Genomic DNA, 16,633 nt, shown 5'->3' with positions numbered 1-16,633 from the left:
TATGTATAGTTGTGTAAAAACAATAAGTCTTACAGGCTTAGATGGAGAAATAATAGACGTAGAATGTGATTTGACAAATGGCTTGCCCAAATTTTTGATTGTGGGTCTGCCCGATCAATCCATAAAAGAATCAGCAGAAAGAGTCAGAGCCGGGATTAAAAACTCTGGTTTCAATTTTCCGGTAAAGAGAATAACAGTGAATTTGGCACCAGCCTCTATAAGAAAAGATGGCTCACATATGGACTTGGCTATTGCTTGTTGCCTTTTGGGAGCGATAGGAGAAATTAAAGCTGAAAATCTTGAAAATTACATAATATTTGGAGAACTCACTCTCGACGGAGAAATAAATCCCATTGAAGGAGCCCTTCCCATGGTCATCTCTGCAAGGCAAAGAGGTTTTAGAAAGGTCATAGTTCCAAAGGCAAATCTCTTGGAATGTTCAATCTTGGAAGATATGGAAATATATCCAGTCCAAAATTTAAGACAGACGGTTAATTTTTTAAATGGAGAAGAAGAAATTTTGCCCAAAAAAGCTCCAGTCATCTTTGAAGAAGAAGACTACACCTTGGATTTTAAAGATATAAAGGGGCAAAAAAACATGAAAAGAGCCTATTAAATTGCAGCTGCAGGAGGTCACAATGTGATTTTAATAGGCCCGCCCGGCTCAGGAAAAAGCATGGGAGCTGCAAGATTTCCTTCAATCTTACCAGCCCTTAGCTTTGAGGAGGCTATAGAAGTTACAAAAATTTATTCTGTCGCAGGTCTTATGATGGGCAAGAGACTTATGAAAAAACGCCCCTTTAGATCTCCTCACCACACAGCGTCCAAAGTGTCCCTGATAGGAGGGGGAAGGATCCCAAAACCAGGAGAGATATCCCTTGCCCACAAGGGGGTGCTATTCTTAGACGAGCTGGCTGAATTTGATAAAAATGTCATAGAAGTTTTAAGACAACCTCTTGAAAAAAAGGTGGTAGACATAGCAAGAGCTCAGGCAAGTCTTTCCTATCCAGCAGATTTTATCCTTATAGCTGCTATGAACCCCTGCCCTTGTGGCTACTATATGGATCCGACTCACACTTGTACTTGCTCTATGGCTCAAATAGACAGATATCTAGCTAAAGTTTCCCATCCACTCTTAGATAGGATAGATATTCATGTAGAGGTTGCGCCTGTAAAATATGACGAGATGAAGTCTGATGCCGAAGAAGAATCATCAGATGAAATAAGAAAAAGAGTCATAAGGGCAAGAGAAATTCAAGCGAAGAGATATAAAAATGAAAAATTTAAGACTAATGGCAATCTCAAGGACAATCTTTTAAAAAAGTATGCTCCTCTTTCTTGTGATGTTGAAAAAATTATGAGGCAGGCTTTTAAAAAGTATGGTTTTTCAGCTAGAAGTCATAATAAAATAATAAAAATTGCAAGGACAATTGCCGACTTAGATGAGAGCGAGGACATTTTGAGTTCTCACTTGCTAGAAGCCATAAGGTATAGAACGGCTGCGAATAAATATTGGAGTAAATAATGGATTTTAAAAGAGAACTGCTAGTATTTCTATCTTCTTTAGACTTTGAAAATGAAAATATCAAAGCAGCCTATGAAAAGCTTGAAGACTTGGAAAATTTTTTCGAAGTAGACAGCGAAAGCTTGGAGCAAATTTTAGAAGGCCTTGGAGGATTTGCAAAAAATAGGATTATAAAATACAGATCCAGACAGAGAGTGGAGAAGGTATTAGAAATATGCCAAAAACAAAATATACAAATAATCACAAGTTTGGACGACTATTTTTTTGACAATTTGCGTATGATTGAAAATTCACCCATGTTAGTGTATGTTAAAGGGGAAGACTTGGAAATTACAAGGGGAATCTCCATAGTGGGTTCGAGAAAACCCACAGCCTATGGGCAGATGGTAGTAAAGTCAATAATAGAAGGAGTAGTAAGTCTTGAGCCTACCATAATAAGCGGTATGGCTTATGGCATTGATGCTCTTGCCCATGAGAATGCCTTAGAAAATGGCTTGAGGACAATTTGTGTTTTGGGTTGCGGGGTAGATATTATCTATCCCAAGAGAAACAAGACGATTTATGAAAGAGTTTTGTCATCTGGTGGGCTTATAATATCTGAATATCCACCAAAAGTTGAGCCAAGGCCCCACAAATTTCCTTTGAGAAATAGGATAATATCGGCACTTGGAGAGGCTACTATCGTGGTTGAAGCCGCTGAAAAATCAGGCTCCCTCATCACAGCGACCTATGCGGCAAGCCAAGGCAAGGAAGTCTTTGCTGTGCCGGGCAATATAAATTCTATAAACTCCAAGGGTTGCAATAAATTAATAAGAGATGGAGCGAGCATCTACACATCTTGTGAAGATCTCTTGGAAGCTCTGCCCTTTAAAAACAAAAATAAAGTCAATAAGGAAAAAGTAAGTCTGGACATGGACCAGACTCTGGTCTATGATTTAATATCCAAGGGCATATCCAAGTTTGACGATATCTTGGAAAAAACAAAATATCCTACAAAAAGACTAAACGAAATAATTACAATATTGGAAATGGAAGACTTGATTTATGCTTCTTCCTTTAATGAATACGAAATAGTTAGATAGAAAGATGGTGGAGTATGGCAACAAATCTTGTAATTGTGGAGTCGCCTACAAAAGCAAAGACGATTAAAAAAATTTTGGGAAAATCTTATAAAGTTATGGCATCAGTCGGTCATATAAGAGATCTTCCCAAGTCAACCCTAGGAATAGATATAGAAAAGGACTTTGAACCCAAATATATAAATATAAGGGGCAAGGGAGATCTTATAAAGGAACTAAAGAAAGAGGCCAAAAACTCTAAAAATATTTATTTGGCAACTGACCCTGATAGGGAAGGCGAGGCGATTGCTTGGCATTTGGCTCATATTTTAGATTTGGACCCCAAGGATAAGGTGAGGGTTGCCTTTAATGAAATCACAAAAAAGACGGTCACAGATGAAATAAAAAGCCCCAGGTCCATAGATTTGGATTTGGTAGATGCCCAACAAGGTAGAAGAGTCCTAGACAGGCTTATGGGTTACAAAATTTCGCCCATACTTTGGAAAAAAATAAAAAGTGGTCTTTCTGCTGGCAGGGTGCAGTCTGTAGCTCTTAAAATAATTTGCGACAGAGAACAAGAAATAAGAGACTTTGTAGCAGAAGAATTTTGGACCTTGGAGGCCGAGCTTTCAAAAGAAAAGAAGAAAAAGAAATTTACTGCTCTTTACTATGGAAGAAGGGTAGATGGCAAAGAAGAGAAAGTTGAGCCAAAAAAAGAGGAAGAAGTAAAGCGGATTTTAAAAAGAATTGATAAGGAAAATTTCTTAATAGAAGAAATCAAGGATGGCACTGCTAAAAGGTCTCCCCAAAAGCCTTTCACAACATCAACCCTGCAACAAGAGGCTTCCAGAAGGCTCAATTTTAAAACTAAAAAAACTATGATGATAGCCCAAAGGCTTTATGAAGGAATTGAAATAAAGGGCAAGGGTTCTATTGGTCTTATAACTTATATGAGAACAGACTCTACCAGAGTATCGGATGAAGCCAAGGCCAAGTGTCTTGCTTTTATAGCGGATGAATACGGAAAAGACTATCTCGGATATGAAAGAAGAGGCAAAAATCAAAAGGGAGCTCAGGATGCCCATGAGTGTATAAGACCGGCAGATCCCTTTATTACACCTTATTCTATAAAAGATTATTTAAGCAAGGATGAGTTTAAGCTTTACAGCTTGATACATCAAAGGTTTGTGGCATCTATGATGAAGGATGCAGCATTTAAAACGCAGGCTGTAAAAATAAATTCAAATGACGAGATATTTAAAGCAAGAGGTCGGGTTTTGATTTTTGATGGTTTCTTAAAGGCCTATTCCTATGGACAAGAAAAGGATGACCTTCTACCAGACTTGGAAGAGGGTGAAAGATTAAAGCTTTGGGATTTAAAAGAAGAACAAAAATTTACCCAAGCTCCTCCTAGATACAATGAAGCGTCTCTTATAAAGTATTTGGAAGAAAAGGGAATAGGTAGGCCATCGACTTATGCACCGACAATTTCCACCATCCAATCTCGCTACTATGTAGTGTTAGAAGATAAGAAGTTCTTGCCGACTGAATTGGGAGAAGCTGTAAATGATCTTTTGAGCAAATATTTTAAAGATATGGTAAATATTGATTTCTCGGCTGACTTGGAAGAATCTTTAGACGAGATTGCCGAGGGCAAAAAACAATGGAAAAATTTGGTAGAAGATGTCTACTCCTCTCTATCTAAGGACTTAGAAAGAGCCGATGAGGATGCCAAAAAGGTCGAAGTCAGAGATGAGGTTTCTGATGTGATATGTGAAAAGTGCGGCCGCAACATGGTGATAAAAATTGGCAGATTTGGCAAATTTTTAGCTTGTCCAGGCTTTCCAGAATGTAGAAATGCCAAGCCACTTGTAGAAAAAATAGGAGTTAAATGCCCCAAGTGTAAGGATGGCGAGATAGTAAAGAGAAGATCCAAAAAAGGGAGAATATTCTTTGGTTGCTCTAATTATCCAGACTGTGATTTTGTAACATGGAATAAGCCAGTCGACAAATTTTGCCCAAAATGCGGCAAAATCCTTACAGAAGTCATTACAAGAAAAAGTAAAATGTTAAAATGTTCTGACTCCAATTGTGATTATAGTGAGGCAGTAGATGAAAAATAATTATAAAATAACCGGGGAAATTTCCAAAAGAGAGAATGTCGTACCTGGTCTTGAGAAAGACGGTAAATTAGAAATTTACTGTCTTTTAGCAAATTTGAGCCTAAAAGATAGGCTCGAGTACATAACATCAAAAAGAGTAAGGCTCATAGAAGTGGATAAAGAAGTCCTAGATAGAATGAGAGAGGAAGTTTACAAAAAGGAAAAAGAAGAAATAGGAGTAAAAGACTTAGATTTATTAGATTCAATTTTGCTTAGGGCCAAAGAAAAAGAAGCCTCTGACATCCACATAGATCCAAAAGAAAAAGGAGCCTGTATAAGAATGAGAATAATGGGCGCCCTTATAAATTTTCAAGACTTGGAAGAGGAGACTTATCTAAGGCTAGTATCCAGAATAAAAATACTATCCAACTTAGATATCACCCAAAAAAGATTGCCCCAAGACGGGGGATTTAATAAAAAAATTCAAGATGAAAAGTTTGATATAAGAGTTGCGGTAATTCCCACTATACATGGCGAAAAGCTAGTATTGAGACTCTTGAACTCTGAAAATATAAGCTATACTATGCAGGGAATCGGCATCTGTGAAAAAGACAAAGAGAAAATCGAAAATTTAATCAAACAACCATCTGGCTTGATTTTAATATCAGGACCGACAGGCTCAGGCAAGTCGTCTACTTCTTATACTCTCTTAAACTTATTAAACAAAAGCAGTAGAAACATAATGACAATAGAAGACCCAGTAGAATACAAGATAGGTGGAATAAATCAAATACAAGTCAATGAAAAATTGGGTTTAGATTTTTCCAAGGGTCTACATTCAATTTTGAGGCTAGATCCAGATATAATAATGGTTGGGGAAATAAGAGATGAGGAATCTGCCAAGGTAGCTCTTAGATCTTCAATTACAGGCCATCTTGTCATATCGACCTTGCACGCTCATGACGGGATAGCTTCAATAATAAGACTTTTGAATATGGGTCAGGCTGCCTATATGGTAGCAGGCGGACTTATAGGGATAATTTCTCAAAGACTTTATAGGAAGCTTTGTCCCCATTGCAAAAGAGAAGTTCAAAAGTATTCTAAACTTTTGGGAAGAGTGGCAAAACTTTATGAAGCGGGATCTTGCGAATTTTGTCAAGATGGCTATTATGAGAGAGCGGCAGTATTTGAAATCTTGACAATCTCTGATGGACTAAGACAACTCATAAAAGATGATATATCTGAAGAAGACCTAAGAGAACAGGCAAAAAGGGAAGGACTTATAGGATTAAAAGAAAAATTTAAAAACTTGGTTGAAGAAGGAATCACAAGCGAAGATGAAGTCTTTAGAAATATCTTCACTCTGGAGGACTTATGATTTATAAAGTAAGGACAATAGATAAGGCTGGCAAAAGCAAAAAATATAAAATAGAAGCCGAATCCATCGAGGATTTGAAACTGATTTTAAAAATGAAGGACTTGGAGCTTGTAAAAGTCCTAGATCAGATATCGCCAAGAAAAGATTTTTATAAAAGAAATTTGTATAAGGATCAAGACTTAGCCATTGTATTTGAGCAGCTCGCTCTTATGGTAAAACAAAATGTGACCTTGCAAAGAGCATTTTCAGTAATTGCCAAGCAGTCCAAGGGCAGAAAGAAAGACAAGCTTAATAAGTTGGTTTTAGACTTGGAAAAGGGCTATTCATTAAGAGAGTCTTTAGAAAGGAATACTATATTTCCAAAGTTTGCTTCAAACTTAATTTATCTCGGTGAAGAAACAGCAGAGCCTGGGAGAATTTTCGAGGAGCTTGCACAATATTACAGGCAAAAAGCCTATTTCGAAAACAAATTTAAGGCAGCCCTTGCCTATCCCATAATCTTACTTTTTGTGAGTGTTTTTGTAACTGAGTTTTTGATAATTTATATTCTGCCGAGTTTTTCAGAGATGTTAAAAGATATGGGAGCAGATTTACCACTTTCTACTCAAATGCTTTTACACATAGCCGAATTTTTAAATACCTACAACATCTATATACTAGTGGGATTTTTACTCTTGATTTTACTTATTTATCTCTTGTCTATGACGAAAAAATTTAGATTTAAAATGGATAAATTTATATTTTCTTTTAAACTTGCCAAAAGAAATTTTTATTACAGATTTTCCAAAGGCATGGCGCTTGCCCTTGAATCTGGCTTGACCCTACAAAGAGGACTTGCAGTTTGCGAACCTATTTATGCAAACACATTTATAACAGAAAAAACAAAAGAGTTGGCAAACAAGTTAAAAGAGGGTATAAGTCTATCAGAATCCATGGAGGAGCTTGGAATATTTTCAGATATTTTAGTAGCCATGGTCAAATCTGGAGAGGAAGCGTCGGGGTTGGCTGAGGTTTTAAAAGAAGTTTCCAAGCACTATTTGGAGGAGTTAGAACTTGAAAGACAGAGGTTCACAGCTCTTATTGAGCCGGCTCTGATTTTAATAATGGCACTTTTAGTTGGCTTTATAGTGATTTCAATAGCTATGCCAATGTTCGATATAATAAATAGAGTATAGGGGGTCTAACTTGGATAAGATAAATAAAGCTGCAGAATTAATTTTAAAAAGCAAAAAGCTGATGGCACTTACTGGAGCAGGCATTTCAACTGAATCGGGCATTCCGGATTTCAGATCGGAAAAGGGATATTATTCTTCAATGGATCCTATGAGGGCTCTTTCCAGAGAAATTTTAATATATGAGCCGACGAGGTTTTATTCAGAAGGATATAAAATTTTAGAAGACTTACAAGGCAAAAAACCAAACGATGGGCACTTTGCCCTAGCTGAGTTAGAAAGAATGGGAGTTTTGACTGGTATCGTCACTCAAAACATAGACAATCTACACCACTTTGCTGGCTCAAAAAAAGTATATGAAGTCCATGGCGAGTCCAGGAGCGTATCATGTATGTCATGCGGTAAGACCTATGGATTTCACGTATTAGAAGAAAAGGTAAAAAACCATGAAATCCCGCCAAGATGTAGGGCCTGTGGAGGAACTTTAAGACCAAATGTAGTGATGTTTGGAGATGCCATGCCGAATGATTTTTATGAAGCTATGGAAGAAATCAACGAAACAGACACTCTTCTAGTTGTGGGCTCTTCTCTTCAAGTCGCCCCAGTAAATATGATTCCAAGGTATGTGGATAATCTCATAATCATAAATAGAGATCCTACCCCCGAGGACAAAAATGCAGCCTTTGTATTCCATGATGAAGCTGGCAAGGTCCTAAGAGCTTTGGTTGAAAAAATAAAGGAGCTAAAAGCCTGATGTACAAATCCTTTGCAAAAATCTACGACAAGGCCATGGAAGGCTATGACTATCCCTATGTAGCAGACTTTATTAAAAGGCATATAAAAAAAGGTTCAGAAGTTTTAGAAATGGCATGTGGCAGCGGCAGCCTCACTAAGCTTTTAGAGAAAGAGTATAAGCTTTCATCTTTTGACATTTCAGAAGATATGTTAGAAATCGCAGAGGAAAAAGTCAAAGGATTTAAGAATTTTTCCAAACAAGACATGAGATCTTTTTCTTATGACAAGTCTTTTGATGCTATAATCTGCCTTTGCGACTCTCTTAACTACATCTTAAAAGAAGACCAGCTTATAGAGGTCTTTGAAGGCGTGAAAAACCATCTAAAAGACGGGGGACTTTTTATATTTGATGTCAATACTATCTACAATTTTGAAGAGAATTTCTCTGATGAGATATTTTATGAAGATGGAGATGACTATTTTTATGTATGGGACAACTTCTATGACTCTGAAAAGTCACTAAACTATTACAGCCTTATTATTTTTAGAAAAAAAGAATCAGGATATGAGAAGTCTTATGAGGAGCATGTTGAGAGGGCTTATGATATAGATATCTTAAAAGAACTACTCTTAAAAAATTCATTCAAAAAAATAGAAATTAGAGATTCTTATACGGATTTACCCTACAAAAAAGATACAGAGAGGGCAGTTTTTATATGCCAAAAATAAGGAGGAAAATTGGACTACTTAATAAGAGGAACAGACAAGGAAAATAAAATAAAATTTGTGTTTGCGATAACTACTCAAACAGTCGAAAAAGCAAGACAAATTCACAACACATCCATGACAGCTAGCGCAGTTTTAGGAAGGACCCTAACAGCGGGAGCCTTGCTTGCAACAAATTTAAAAAACCAAAAAGACAATTTGACCATAATAATAAATGGCGATGGCCCAGCTGGTCGTATCATAGCAATTGCAGGAGGCGATGGCAGCCTTAAAGCTTATATGGATCATCCAGAGATAGACCTTCCCATAAGAGAAGATGGGAAAATAGATGTAAGAGCAGCAGTGGGAAAGGGCAATATATCAGTCAATATGGATTTGGGATTAAAAGAGCCCTATTGCACAAATGTCCCCATAGTGGATGGAGAAATAGGACAAGATTTCGCCAACTACATCTACACATCAGATCAAGTGCCATCAGTGGTAGGACTTGGAGTTTTGGTAGATAGGGATTTGAGTATAAAAGCTGCAGGCGGCTTTATGATTCAGCTTTTGCCGGGATATTGCGATGAGGATATAGATAGCTTAGAAAAAAGTCTAAAAGATATAAAATCTGTGACAGATATGATAAGCAAGGGCATGAGTCCAGAAGACATGGCAGCTCATGTGCTAGATGGTTACGATCTTAAAATTTTGAGAAAAGACGACCTAGACTTCGAATGTGACTGCTCCAGACAAAGAGTTGAAAAAGCTCTAATTTCTTTGGGTAAGAAAGAATTGCAAGCCATGAAAGATGAGGACCATCAAGCAGAAGTGAATTGTCATTTTTGTAAAGAAAAATATATTTTTACAGAAGAAGACTTGGAAAAACTCATTAAAAGTTTAGATTGAAACTAGACCGTCAAAAGTATGAGGATTAAAAATTAAAACACAAGAAAAACTAAAGGTTGCCAAAAATCAAGGCAACCTTTTTGCATTTAAAATCAAGTAAACCCCTTTAAAATAAAATCCAAAAAACTTTTCTTTTTTTAAATTGTGTCCAATAAAAGACAAAGAAAGATGAAATTGTGGTATTATTATATTGAAATATTATTAAGGGGGTTTCTTATGAAAAATAAGAAAAAATTTTTATCCTTAGTTTTGGCATTTGTATTAGTTTTATCAACTTTTACAGGGGTATTTGCCAAGGCTGAAGATGCTTCTGTGTCTAAGCTTCAAAAGATTGATCTTTTAGACAAGAAAAACAATTCTGAGGAAAAGTTGAACGCAGCTTTGAAAAGATCTGAAGGCCTTACAATGGTTCTAAAGGCTTTGGGATATTCTCAAGAGCTTGCAACTAAGGAAAAGTATGTAAAACTTAATCCATTCGAAGATCTTTCTGACTGGTTTAAGGGTTATGCTGGCCTTGGAGTTGATTTGAACTTGACTAAGGGCAAGACAGAAAAGACTTATGATCCTAATTCTGATTTGAGCAAGCAAGAATTTATAGCCTTTATTTTGAGATCTTTGGGCTACAATAAGGATGCTGCTTTTAATGATGCTGATGCTATCGGCAAGAAGATAGGTCTACTTTCTGCAGATGATGATGTGAAGGCTAACATCAGCAAGGCTCAAGCTGCTGAATACATATTTTCAGCTCTTAACAAGCAACTTCAAGATGGCACCGGAAGAACTCTAGGTCAATATTTGGTCGAAGGCAAGACTATTTCAAAAGAAAAAGCTAAAGAAATAGGAGTTGTATTCGGTCAAAAAGACGATAAAAATGTGCATATCTTGTATTTCAATGACTTCCATGGCAATATCGCCGAAGAAATCACTGGAAAGAAGAGAAATATGGGTATGGCTAAGATGGTTGGCTATGTAAATGAATTTATAGAAAATCATCCAAATACATTTGTATTATCAGGCGGAGACAATTACCAAGGCACTGCTGATTCTAACTTGACAATGGGTAAACCTGTTACTGCTATGATGAAGGGTATGAACACACTTGCATCTGCTGTCGGCAACCATGAGTTTGATTGGGGCGCTGATAAGATTGCTAAGTGGGCAAGTGACGGAAATTTCAAATACTTGGCATCTAACATATACGAAACTAAGACTGGCAAGCCAGTTGCTTGGGCTAATCCATATATGATAGTAGAAAAGGCTGGCATCAAAATCGGTTTGATTGGACTTGCTCATCCTGAAACACCTACTTTAACTAAGGCTGAATTTATAAAGGGATATGAATTTAGAGATCCTGTTAAATCTGCTCAAACTTGGGTGGACTTTTTGAAGGCTGGCAAGGCTAAAGAAGGCAAGCCAGATATTATAATTGCTCTTACTCACATTGACTCTAATCAAGGTAAGTCTGGAGAAATCACAGGAAACGCAACTAAACTTGCAAACGAAGTGAAGGGCTTGGATTGCGTATTGTCTGCTCACTCTCACAGAACTGTAAGCGGAAAGGTAAATGGAGTACCTATACTTCAAGCTTATTGCTATGGTAGAGCTATCGGACAAGTTAACATAAAGCTAGATGGCAAGAAGGTAGAATCAATTGATACTCAAGTCTTCCAAGGTAAAGAAATAAAAGACAGAATAATAGGCGATACTGCAGCTGAAAAATTCTATACTGACCTTCAAAAAGAACTAGCACCTATAAAGGGCAAGATTCTTGGTCTAGCTAAGGGAGAATTTACTCATGATCGTGGACTAAAGGGAAGCAACACTCTTCTTGGAAGATGGTCATGTGAAGTTATGGCAGAAAAGACTGGCGCTCAAATTGCTATTCAAAATGGCGGTGGCTTAAGACGTACTCTTGAAGCTGGAAATATTACTATGGGCGATCTTTATGAAATCATGCCTTTTGACAATTACCTTGTTGTGATGGATCTACCAGGAGATGCCTTGATAAAGGCAATAGACCATGGTATCAATATGCCACAAACAACTGATGGAGCTTTTAGCGGTCTAAAGGTTGAATATGATTCATCTAAGCCTTATGAAAATAGCATAGTAAAAATTACTCTTTCAGATGGAACACCTATAGATCCTAATAAGACCTATAAGGTTGTTACAAATGACTTTATGTTCACTGGTGGAGATGGATATGACTTCTCCAAGGCTAAGAATGTAAATGAAACTTATATTCCTATAAGAGATGTGCTTGTTGAAAGCATCAAATCTAAGAAGACAATAACACCAAAGACAGTAGATTATATACTTGATGTAAATGCAGTAGAAAAAGCTGCCTAAGATTTTTTAGAAAGGGCCCATGAAAGTGGGCTTTTTCAATTTATTGAATTTTATTATGAAAAGATTAATTTTATTTATGAGTTTGATTTTCTTGCTAGGCTCAATAAACAGTCCTTTAGCTGAGCAAGACCTATCATCTGATGCTGAAATGAGAGATTATTACGAAAAAAGTATGAATGATAGCTCTTATGAAGTGGCAAAGGCTAAAGTCTTGAAAATAGTCTATGATGATACCAAAGAAAAAAGGGACACGCCCTTGGAAGCGGATATAAGGTATCAGCACATGGAAATTGAGATTTTAAATGGAAATCACAAGAAAGAAAAGCTAACTGTAAGACACACCATCGAAAGAATAATGCCAGGCTCTTATATCTTCAAGGCAGGCGACAAAATTTTACTTAGGTACACCCAGATAGATGGCAAAATAGATACGGTCAAAATCCAAGAAAAGGTAAGAGATAATCAGGTCTATTTAATAGTGGGTCTTTTTGTAGTCTTAATACTTGCTATAGGTGGCATAAGTGGCTTTAAAACTCTCATAAGCCTAGGAATTACAATAGCAATAATAATATTTGCCTATATCCCCATGATAATAAGAGGATATAACCCCATCATGGCATCCCTTTTGGTAGCCATACTAGCCATAATTGTGACCCTATTAATAATAAGTGGAAGAAATAAAAAGACTTTTGTTGCGATTTTGGGAACGTGCTTGGGAGTCGTGGCAGCCGGTATATTGGCATTTGCATTTGGAAATTTTGCCAAACTCACAGGCCTTGCAAGCGACAATGCAATAAGCCTTGCCTATATACCCCACTTTAGAGGACTTGATTACAAGGGCCTACTTTTTGGCACTATTTTAATAGGGGCAATAGGCGCTATAATGGATGTTGCCATATCAATAGCATCTTCTCTTTGGGAATTAAAAGAAGTCCACCCAGATATAAAGAGAAAAGATATGATTTCATCTGGAATGAATATAGGAAGAGATATGATGGGGTCGATGTCAAACACCCTAATTCTCGCTTATGTCGGCACCACCTTGCATCTGATAATTCTTTTTATAGTCTATAAAATATACTTTGTAGAAATTATAAACTTGGATTCCATAGCAACAGAAATAATAAGAGCCATGGCAGGTAGCATAGGACTTATAATCACGATTCCCCTGACAGTCCTCGTTTCAAGTCTTGTATATTTAAAAAAGAATTAAAAAACAAAAGTTATTTTAGACAAGATAGAAGTCTATTTCTAATAGATAAACACAAAATTAATAAAAAAATAAAAATACTCCTTGTAATTATAATTTGCAAGGAGTATAATTTATAAAAATATGAAAAAGACGGTGCATATCAATAGGGGTATGTATCTATGGTCTTTTTTTTTTTTTTGGAAATTTTAAGGAGAAGTCATGCAAAAAGTAGAAGTAGCTATTGGAAAAAGAGAACTCACAAGTTCAACGAAAAAAATTATTTTGGCCTTGCAACATATGATTGCAATGTTTGGGGCGACGGTCTTGGTACCATTGATTACAGGATTCGATGTGGGAACCTCCCTTGTTTGTGCAGGTATTGGAACTTTGATATTTCATTTATGCACCAAGGGTAAGGTTCCTGTTTTTTTAGGTTCATCCTTTGCATTTATACCTTTGATTCAATATGTTAATGAAACTTATGGCTCGTTGAGATATGCCCAAGGTGGTATAGTTGTGGCGGGCTTTATTTATGTAATATTGTCATTTTTGGTAAAGAAAGTAGGCTCTGAAAAATTTGAAAAGTATTTGCCGGCTCAAGTTGTAGGACCCATGATAATAGTCATAGGTTTAAATTTGGTCCCAAATGCGATAAATATGGCATCGCAAAATTTTTATATAGCAGGAGTAACCTTAGCCTTGGCCCTGGGTCTTTCGAATTTTGCAAAAGGTTTTGCAAAGCAGCTTTCAATTATAATTTCCGTTGTCGTGGGATATTTTCTTTCATATGAATTTAACTTGATAGATACTCAAGCTATAAAGACTGCACAAATCATACAGATGCCCAAGATACAACTGCCAATCTTTAATCTGGGGGCAGTGCTTGTTATGGCCCCTGTAGTCATAGCTGTATTCATGGAACACATTGGAGATATCACGACTAATTCAGCCGTTGTGGGCAAAAATTTCTTAAAAGACCCAGGACTTAATAGAACTCTTCTTGGAGATGGCCTTGCCACTATGTTCGCTGGTCTTGTGGGTGGACCTGCCAATACGACTTACGGAGAAAACACAGGTGTGCTTGCCATCACCAAAAATTATGATCCGAGCATATTAAGACTTGCCGCAGTATTTGCAATTTGTCTGGGATGTATGGGAAAAGTAGGAGGATTTCTACAAACAATACCAGCCTGTGTAATGGGAGGTATATCTGTCATGCTCTTTTCCATGATAGCCATAATCGGAGTAAGGACTATCAAAACGGCATCTATACAAGGTAAGATGCATTTTAATTTAAAAAATATAATAATCATGGCTGTAATAATAGTGATAGGCTTGGGCTCTCATGTAGGAATAAATATCTCCCTTCCAATAACAAAAACCGTACAAATAGGCGGCCTTTCTTTGGCAGCTTTGACAGGACTTATCCTTAATGCAATTTTGGAAAAAATAGTTGAAAAAAACTTGTAAAATTCCAACTCAAATAAATAAAAAAATGCTGGAGACTATTTAAGCTCCAGTATTTTTTATAAATATCTGAATCTAAGATTTTTAAAATAAGGCCTTATAAATATTTTTTAGGATGAGATATTTAGCCTATTTCTTTCGAATGGATATGAGAATTTAATCATGAAATAAAAGGACTTTATAAAATGAATTTTAATTTTAAAGATTTTTTAGCAAATAAATTTAAAAGAATAAAAATATCCAAGAAATAGTTTTTTAAAAGCAAAAATTTTAAAAAACTAGACATATTTACTAGCAATATAATAAGAAAAACAATTTTTTTAAAAAATTTGATAAAAATTATCTAAATTTTCATTTTATCTATTGACATAAAGTAAACCATAGTATATTATTATGTTGATAATAATTATCAACGTTGGAGAGGATTATGGAAGATTATCTAATTGCCTGTTGCGCACCGACTCTGGCAGGTAAAAAAGTTGGTAATATCTTCAGTATGAAAAAAGATGGATTAAATTATCCAGATTTAGATTATTGGAATGAGAAACTTAACCCCTATAATATAAAGGTTAGGCTTCTAAAAGATGGTATTTCGATGTATCTTGTTTATGTTTACCGAGAGATGCTTTTAGATGAATTGCTCAAGAGGGAAGATATAAAGAGTTTTTTACATAATTACGGATATAGGTGCACAAAAACTGAAGAAATGATTGAGAATCTGACTAGTCGTTTAGAGGACTACAAGGAGTTTCCTCATGAAATTGGTGTCTTTTTAGGCTATCCGCTTTCTGATGTGCTTGGCTTTATAAAAAATAAGGGAAAGTGCTATAAAACATGTGGATTGTGGAAAGTTTATGGAGATAAGGTCGAATCTGAGAGAATGTTCTCCGAGTTTAACCACTGCAAGTATTGTTTTAAGAAACTTTATGACAAGGGTTATAAGGCGTTGGAAATTATTGAAAAATATAATGGAGGTTATCAATGAAGAAAGTTGCTGTTGTTTACTGGTCAGGTACTGGTAACACTGAGGCTATGGCAAATGCTGTAGTAGAAGGTGCTAAGGATGCTGGCGCAGATGTAAGTTTAATTCAATCAGATGATTTTAGTGCTGCTGATTTAGATAGTTATGATAGTGTTGGATTCGGATGCCCAGCTATGGGAGACGAAGAACTAGAAGAATATAGCTTTGAACCTATGTTCGCAGGACTTGAATCTAAGCTTTCAGGAAAGAGTATAGCTATTTTCGGTTCATACGAATGGAATGAAGGTCAATGGATGATTGACTGGGAAGAAAGAGTTAAGAAAGATGGAGCAAATTTAGTTTGCGCACCTCTTCCAGTATATGGAACTCCTGATGACGAAGGCACTGCAAAGTGTAAAGAATTAGGAAAGGCTTTAGCTCAATAGTTTTTAGATTATTACCCCTAATAATCAAATCGGGAAGATTTACCCGAACATACAAATACTTATACCGGAAAAGTCCGGTATCCCCAAAATAATAATTTAGCGAGACATCGCGAACCCCAAAAATATTCAATTTTATCATCCCCAAAGATAAGATTGAGCTTGAATAATTATCAATTTCCCCAAAACAGATAATATTCATCAGACCACACTTTTCCTCAAAAATGTGGTGATAAAACTTATTCCCAACCCCCAATTAGGGAATAAGCTTCCTAAAATTACGGAAGAACATATTTTTTAAGAAAGAGAAATTTCTTAAAAGAAAACCCCTAGTAACCGAACGTGCGTGGTTCGGCTATACAATAATACTTTACCGAAGATTTTCGGTTCATATCCGGCGTGCGTTTGCCGGACCCTTAAATAATATACCGGTGAAAACCGGACCCCAATACGTCATAAGACGTGATATTGATTCAAAATTTATTTTTGAAATCTCTAGCCATATTAAAAAGGCCTCCTTCCCCGGGAGGTCTTTTTCCTTTTGTAATTCATTTTTTAAAGATGATTAAAAAAAGATGCTTGAATAAGGTAGTAAGTATCATTTTTTAGATAATATGTTTAAAAGAACTCATTAGTA

Annotated in this window: 12 protein-coding genes and 1 pseudogene; all 13 read left to right on the top strand. The window is 36.2% G+C overall.

Translation table 11 applies throughout. The features are described from left to right. Position 1 precedes the first annotated feature (1 nt). Positions 2-1,525: pseudogene (locus tag LV469_04585) on the top strand (YifB family Mg chelatase-like AAA ATPase). Beyond that, positions 1,525-2,607 (top strand): DNA-processing protein DprA, encoded by a 1,083-nt coding sequence (dprA, locus tag LV469_04580; GenBank protein ID UHR03567.1) that lies wholly within the window; start codon positions 1,525-1,527, stop codon positions 2,605-2,607. Before LV469_04585 ends, dprA begins: the two are co-directional and overlap by 1 nt. Before the next feature lie 14 nt (positions 2,608-2,621). Further along, entirely contained in the window at positions 2,622-4,706 is a 2,085-nt protein-coding gene (gene topA, locus LV469_04575) for a type I DNA topoisomerase (protein UHR03566.1), read from the top strand. Then, complete coding sequence (locus tag LV469_04570) at positions 4,696-6,063, top strand: GspE/PulE family protein (GenBank protein ID UHR03565.1); 1,368 nt, start codon at positions 4,696-4,698, stop codon at positions 6,061-6,063. Before topA ends, LV469_04570 begins: the two co-directional genes overlap by 11 nt. Next, a complete protein-coding gene (locus tag LV469_04565) occupies positions 6,060-7,238 on the top strand; it encodes a type II secretion system F family protein (GenBank protein ID UHR03564.1) in 1,179 nt (392 codons plus the stop codon). The genes LV469_04570 and LV469_04565 overlap by 4 nt, the downstream gene beginning before the upstream one ends. A 10-nt stretch (positions 7,239-7,248) precedes the next feature. Further along, positions 7,249-7,989 carry a Sir2 family NAD-dependent protein deacetylase gene (locus tag LV469_04560; protein UHR03563.1) on the top strand — a complete coding sequence of 247 codons (741 nt, stop codon included), beginning with the start codon at positions 7,249-7,251 and terminating at the stop codon, positions 7,987-7,989. Continuing rightward, positions 7,989-8,699: a class I SAM-dependent methyltransferase gene (locus LV469_04555; GenBank protein ID UHR03562.1), complete on the top strand. Its 711-nt coding sequence runs from the start codon at positions 7,989-7,991 to the stop codon at positions 8,697-8,699. Before LV469_04560 ends, LV469_04555 begins: the two co-directional genes overlap by 1 nt. A 9-nt stretch (positions 8,700-8,708) precedes the next feature. Continuing rightward, the gene (hslO, locus tag LV469_04550) at positions 8,709-9,584 is read left to right on the top strand and encodes an Hsp33 family molecular chaperone HslO (protein ID UHR03561.1); all 876 of its coding nucleotides are present in this window, start codon (positions 8,709-8,711) and stop codon (positions 9,582-9,584) included. A 216-nt stretch (positions 9,585-9,800) separates the two neighbouring features. Beyond that, the gene (locus LV469_04545; GenBank protein UHR03560.1) at positions 9,801-11,933 is read left to right on the top strand and encodes a 5'-nucleotidase C-terminal domain-containing protein; all 2,133 of its coding nucleotides are present in this window, start codon (positions 9,801-9,803) and stop codon (positions 11,931-11,933) included. A 55-nt stretch (positions 11,934-11,988) separates the two neighbouring features. Continuing rightward, complete coding sequence (locus tag LV469_04540; protein ID UHR03559.1) at positions 11,989-13,146, top strand: YibE/F family protein; 1,158 nt, start codon at positions 11,989-11,991, stop codon at positions 13,144-13,146. 198 nt (positions 13,147-13,344) lie between these two features. After that, positions 13,345-14,595: a uracil-xanthine permease family protein gene (locus LV469_04535; GenBank protein UHR03558.1), complete on the top strand. Its 1,251-nt coding sequence runs from the start codon at positions 13,345-13,347 to the stop codon at positions 14,593-14,595. Positions 14,596-15,019: 424 nt separating this feature from the next. After that, on the top strand, positions 15,020-15,577 hold the full coding sequence (locus tag LV469_04530; GenBank protein ID UHR03557.1) for a DUF3793 family protein: 558 nt from the start codon (positions 15,020-15,022) through the stop codon (positions 15,575-15,577). Beyond that, positions 15,574-15,999: a flavodoxin gene (locus LV469_04525; protein ID UHR03556.1), complete on the top strand. Its 426-nt coding sequence runs from the start codon at positions 15,574-15,576 to the stop codon at positions 15,997-15,999. Before LV469_04530 ends, LV469_04525 begins: the two co-directional genes overlap by 4 nt. Positions 16,000-16,633 lie beyond the last annotated feature (634 nt).

Source organism: Peptoniphilus sp. GNH (genome assembly GCA_021307325.1).
Lineage (GTDB): Bacteria > Bacillota > Clostridia > Tissierellales > Peptoniphilaceae > KA00134.
Note: the sequence above shows the minus strand (reverse complement) of the source record. Positions and strands in the feature narration are given on the sequence as shown.

Excerpts from the sequence above, each read along its gene's own strand:
- dprA (UHR03567.1), top strand. The coding sequence starts at position 1,525 with ATGGATTTTAAAAGAGAACTGCTAGTATTTCTATCTTCTTTAGACTTT.
- topA (UHR03566.1), top strand. The coding sequence starts at position 2,622 with ATGGCAACAAATCTTGTAATTGTGGAGTCGCCTACAAAAGCAAAGACG.
- LV469_04570 (UHR03565.1), top strand. The coding sequence starts at position 4,696 with ATGAAAAATAATTATAAAATAACCGGGGAAATTTCCAAAAGAGAGAAT.
- LV469_04565 (UHR03564.1), top strand. The coding sequence starts at position 6,060 with ATGATTTATAAAGTAAGGACAATAGATAAGGCTGGCAAAAGCAAAAAA.
- LV469_04555 (UHR03562.1), top strand. The coding sequence starts at position 7,989 with ATGTACAAATCCTTTGCAAAAATCTACGACAAGGCCATGGAAGGCTAT.
- LV469_04545 (UHR03560.1), top strand. The coding sequence starts at position 9,801 with ATGAAAAATAAGAAAAAATTTTTATCCTTAGTTTTGGCATTTGTATTA.
- LV469_04540 (UHR03559.1), top strand. The coding sequence starts at position 11,989 with ATGAAAAGATTAATTTTATTTATGAGTTTGATTTTCTTGCTAGGCTCA.
- LV469_04535 (UHR03558.1), top strand. The coding sequence starts at position 13,345 with ATGCAAAAAGTAGAAGTAGCTATTGGAAAAAGAGAACTCACAAGTTCA.
- LV469_04530 (UHR03557.1), top strand. The coding sequence starts at position 15,020 with ATGGAAGATTATCTAATTGCCTGTTGCGCACCGACTCTGGCAGGTAAA.
- LV469_04525 (UHR03556.1), top strand. The coding sequence starts at position 15,574 with ATGAAGAAAGTTGCTGTTGTTTACTGGTCAGGTACTGGTAACACTGAG.